Genomic DNA, 3,751 nt, shown 5'->3' on the forward strand with positions numbered 1-3,751 from the left:
CAATTGTCTATCTTTTGGTATTAACCTATTTGTGCCTTAAGTCCTTTCCTGTATGAATTTCAGCTACTTTTGAGCGTAGTTGCTCTCATCGAATTTTATTTTAAGTTAATTATTTGCATAACAATTCCCGAAGAGCCAATGTTTCTTACCTTGTTAATAGTACATCAAAAAAATACGAATTAGATGAACTTAAAAAACTTGTCACCATGTTTCCTCAGTTTAAAAAACTAGCTGAACAGCGTATAGAAGCCATCCGAGAAAGAAAAGAACGAGAAGAAAGATACATAGAAGAAAGAGAAAGAGAAGAACGAGAAGAACGAGAAGAAAGAGACAGAAATAGAATGGTGGTCAAACCAAGGAACAATGTATTATTGATGAAATTCTTCCATCAGTTCTTGTAAACGTTCTTGTTGCTGTTTGCTGAATAAATTATCAGGACGGAAACGCTGTAAAATCACTAATGTCTCACCCATATTTTCACCTTCAGCAGTTAAACTTGTTTCCATAAGATCCAGTGCTTGACCTGGAGTCAAACCACTTGTTTCTTGGTTGCCACAAATTGCTTTATATGTCAAGGTTTTTCCTGCAAATTCTGGAACAATTGTGATAGTAGTCATGGTTTAAACAGTAAAGCGAATTTTGCAAGCTCATCCAAAATAATTTGGCTTTTCCATACTTGTTATGCACTTTAACATACTAACCGTAGGTTGACTTGAGCAATAATAACTTTTGTCTGTCAAATATTAGCGACGCTTGAGGGAAACCCAACCACACCAATGTCGTCAAGAATGTTGGGTTTCGCTCAAACCATTGAATCGAGAAGGTTTCCCCTAAGTATTAAAGCGCTCAACCCAACCTACAAGCTGTCAAATTTCTCCTAAGTATTAAATCGCTCAACCAAACCTACAAGCTTCTATCTGATAACTGATAACTGATTAAGATTTCACTCCCAAGTTAAAGAAAATCGTTCCCCGACGCACAGAATTTTCGCTACCTTGGCTGCTAATAGTAAGAGAACGCAGATTATTAAATAAAGGCTTAATCGACAATTCTAACACCCGCACGATCGGGAATTTCGACTCAATAACTGGTTGCAATTGTCGCCAATCGACGTAAAAATAACCATCATTTTCTGCGGGTAAAGCAGTAATTGCCTGTCGAAACTTACCACTACTTAAGATGGGGTTTTTCTGTGCAGATAAAGCTAAACCCATCGCTTCCACAGAACTAGCGATAATTTCATAATTATCGACCCTAGTATGCACTCCCGTCACGAGCGTCTCTAGTTGCGCTTTTCCTCCCGGGACCGCCGTGGTTAACTTTGTCCAAGCTGTCACCGATCGATCGAGTAAAGGCAGATTAATCACATTATAGCCGCGACTGCGGGCCAACTCATCCAAATGAGAGATCGCACTGTCCACCTCTACCCCCATCACCCGTTCCCCTACAAAAACACTATCGGGTTCCATCCCCTTTGAACTAGGCACGAGAGCGAGGCTATATTCGCCTCTAACCCAGCTAAAAACGTCTTCAGGCAAATTTAAACCTAAAGGCGACTGGAAGCGGTTTAAGACCTGTGTTATTAATTCCTGTAGGGGACTATCTGCTTCTAACCCCTCCTCTACCTGAGTCCAAAACCGATTTAAATCCCGACTAGCGGCGACTAAAAGGCTATTTTCGCCGATAAAAGATAATGCTCCCACGGGACTAGATAAAATTGGTGCTTGGTCATCCTGTCCTAAGACTCCAATTAAGGCGGTTTGAGCGACTATTCCCCCGGATTTGAGGGTAAAAGCCGTGGCTAATCGTTGTTTTGCTTCGGGACTCTCCGGGACGGGTTGATTAGCTATCCAAGCCGATAACGGGGGTAAATTGCCGTAAACGATAGCTATACGCGGTTCGGTGATATTTTTGAGGGCTTCTCGGTAATCGGGGCTATTTTTTAGGTTTAAATCCGGTACTTGCACGTTATTAAGTGCCTCGCGCAAAACCTTGATATTATTGGCAAAAAGCACCGTATCACCCACCACGGCACTAGCGAGAAAACGATTATTATCTCCTGCGGTCAAGGGACGTTGATAAATGAGGTTAACTCCCTTGTAGAGTTCAAAAACGAGGTCAAATTTGCCCGAAACCGCCTGTTTTGAGTAGGAAGCTTGCAGAAATTCCTTAGCGCGTTCACCATCTTTACTTTGAATTGCCAAAAGATAACCCGGTTGGATACCATTATCGGTATCGCGATCGAAATCTAGGGAAGTAACAGCGAGGGTAATTTCTTCCCCTAACCAGGGTTTGATTTCCTTTTGATAATTTAATCCCGTTTTACCGAGCAGACTTTTTTCTAAATCCTTAATTTCTTGGTGGGAACGTCGTCGATTAGCCGGTGTAGCGATTAATTGACCAAAAGACTCTAAACGTTCGGGATTGACCAGCAAGGATACCATAACCGGGGCCTGTTTCGGCACAAAAATCGCCGCCGCCGGTTCCCGCAGCACCCCACCTTTGAGCAAAGACAGAGGACTATCGGCGAGAATCCAAGCAAAACTGGCTGTAGCGACTACTAGGAGAATGATTACCGTCGCACCTAAAATATAGAAAAACGATCGCAATTTCACAACCTTGTCCCGAGATGAACCATTAGCTATTTTAAGCCAGCAAATGACCCAAGAATTTCGATCGCTACAATTCTTACCAGACTGACAACGGATAACTCGCCACCGATAACTAACTTTTACCAGCCTTTTTCCGCTTGAGCGAGGACATAGTTAGCTACAGCTTCGATATCTTCAGCGCTGAGACGACCACCGAAAGCAGGCATCGCACCCATACCTTTGGTAACTTGGGTAACGATAGCTTCAACGGAATCTTTGCCGTATTTAACTAAATCTTCTTTTTTCAGGGTTTTAGCGGCATTAACCACGTTTTTACCGCCCATGTGGCAGGAAGCGCAGTTAGCACTGAAAATCGAAGCCCCATCAGCTAAAGCGGGACGAGCCATACCGAAAGTAACCACAGCCAAGAGCAAGCACAGGGAAATTAATAGTCTTTTCACGATAGGTTCTCCTCTATTTCTTAAGAAATTCCCCAACCATGGTCAGAAAAAACCGGTTTTCTTGTCAAAAGACAAGCTGTCAAACTTGGTGTAGAATTAATCAATGGGACAGTTAAAAGCAAACTTTTACTTTTTTGTCAAAAGACAGGCTGTCAAACTTGTCATCTTCCCTCGTGTAAAGGATTAACAAGCATGAAAAAATTAGGTTTATTGGTCGCTACCCTGGTGCTAGTCGTCTCTAGCTTCTTCTTCAACACTGCCGCCGCTGCTGCGGAAACCTTCACGGTGAAGATGGGCGGTGATGCAGGTACACTACAATTTGATCCCCCCGCCCTCACTATTAAAGCAGGAGATACGGTGAAATGGGTCAATAACAAACTTTCTCCCCATAACATAGTTTTCGATAGCACCAAGGTTCCCGAAGCCCAAGCTGCTAAATTATCCCATAAAGGTCTGGCTTTTTCCGCTGGTGAGTCCTTTGAAAGCACTTTCAGCGAACCGGGTACTTACACCTACTACTGCGAACCCCATCGCGGCGCCGGTATGGTCGGAACGATTACCGTTCAGTAATTATCCGATTTTAACCAAAAATAACTCGCGGTTAACTGCCGCGGGTTGTTTTTTTGGGGTGTGGGGTGTGGGGTGTGGGGAGAATCAATAAGTATAATCTTCTGCCTCCTGCCGGCCGGCTCCTCTCTC

Annotated in this window: 4 protein-coding genes; 1 reads left to right on the forward strand and 3 read right to left on the reverse strand. The window is 43.4% G+C overall.

Annotated features, from left to right (window positions below; genetic code table 11):
• Positions 1 to 368: 368 nt before the first annotated feature.
• The 3 genes from O9332_RS01000 to petJ form a co-directional block, all read right to left on the reverse strand.
• Positions 369 to 617: a hypothetical protein gene (locus tag O9332_RS01000; RefSeq protein ID WP_002762121.1), complete on the reverse strand. Its 249-nt coding sequence runs from the start codon at positions 615 to 617 to the stop codon at positions 369 to 371.
• Between the two features lie 318 nt (positions 618 to 935).
• Positions 936 to 2,615, reverse strand: coding sequence for a DUF3352 domain-containing protein (locus O9332_RS01005; RefSeq protein WP_002762123.1), 1,680 nt, complete (start codon positions 2,613 to 2,615; stop codon positions 936 to 938).
• A 116-nt stretch (positions 2,616 to 2,731) separates the two neighbouring features.
• The gene (gene petJ, locus O9332_RS01010; protein WP_002732729.1) at positions 2,732 to 3,052 is read right to left on the reverse strand and encodes a cytochrome c6 PetJ; all 321 of its coding nucleotides are present in this window, start codon (positions 3,050 to 3,052) and stop codon (positions 2,732 to 2,734) included.
• A gap of 192 nt (positions 3,053 to 3,244) precedes the next feature.
• Between petJ and petE the strand changes: the two genes are divergently transcribed.
• Complete coding sequence (petE, locus tag O9332_RS01015; RefSeq protein WP_002762125.1) at positions 3,245 to 3,622, forward strand: plastocyanin; 378 nt, start codon at positions 3,245 to 3,247, stop codon at positions 3,620 to 3,622.
• The last annotated feature ends 129 nt before the right edge of the window (positions 3,623 to 3,751 follow it).

The sequence above is a fragment of the Microcystis sp. LE19-10.1B genome, assembly GCF_027530565.1.
Classification (GTDB): domain Bacteria; phylum Cyanobacteriota; class Cyanobacteriia; order Cyanobacteriales; family Microcystaceae; genus Microcystis; species Microcystis aeruginosa.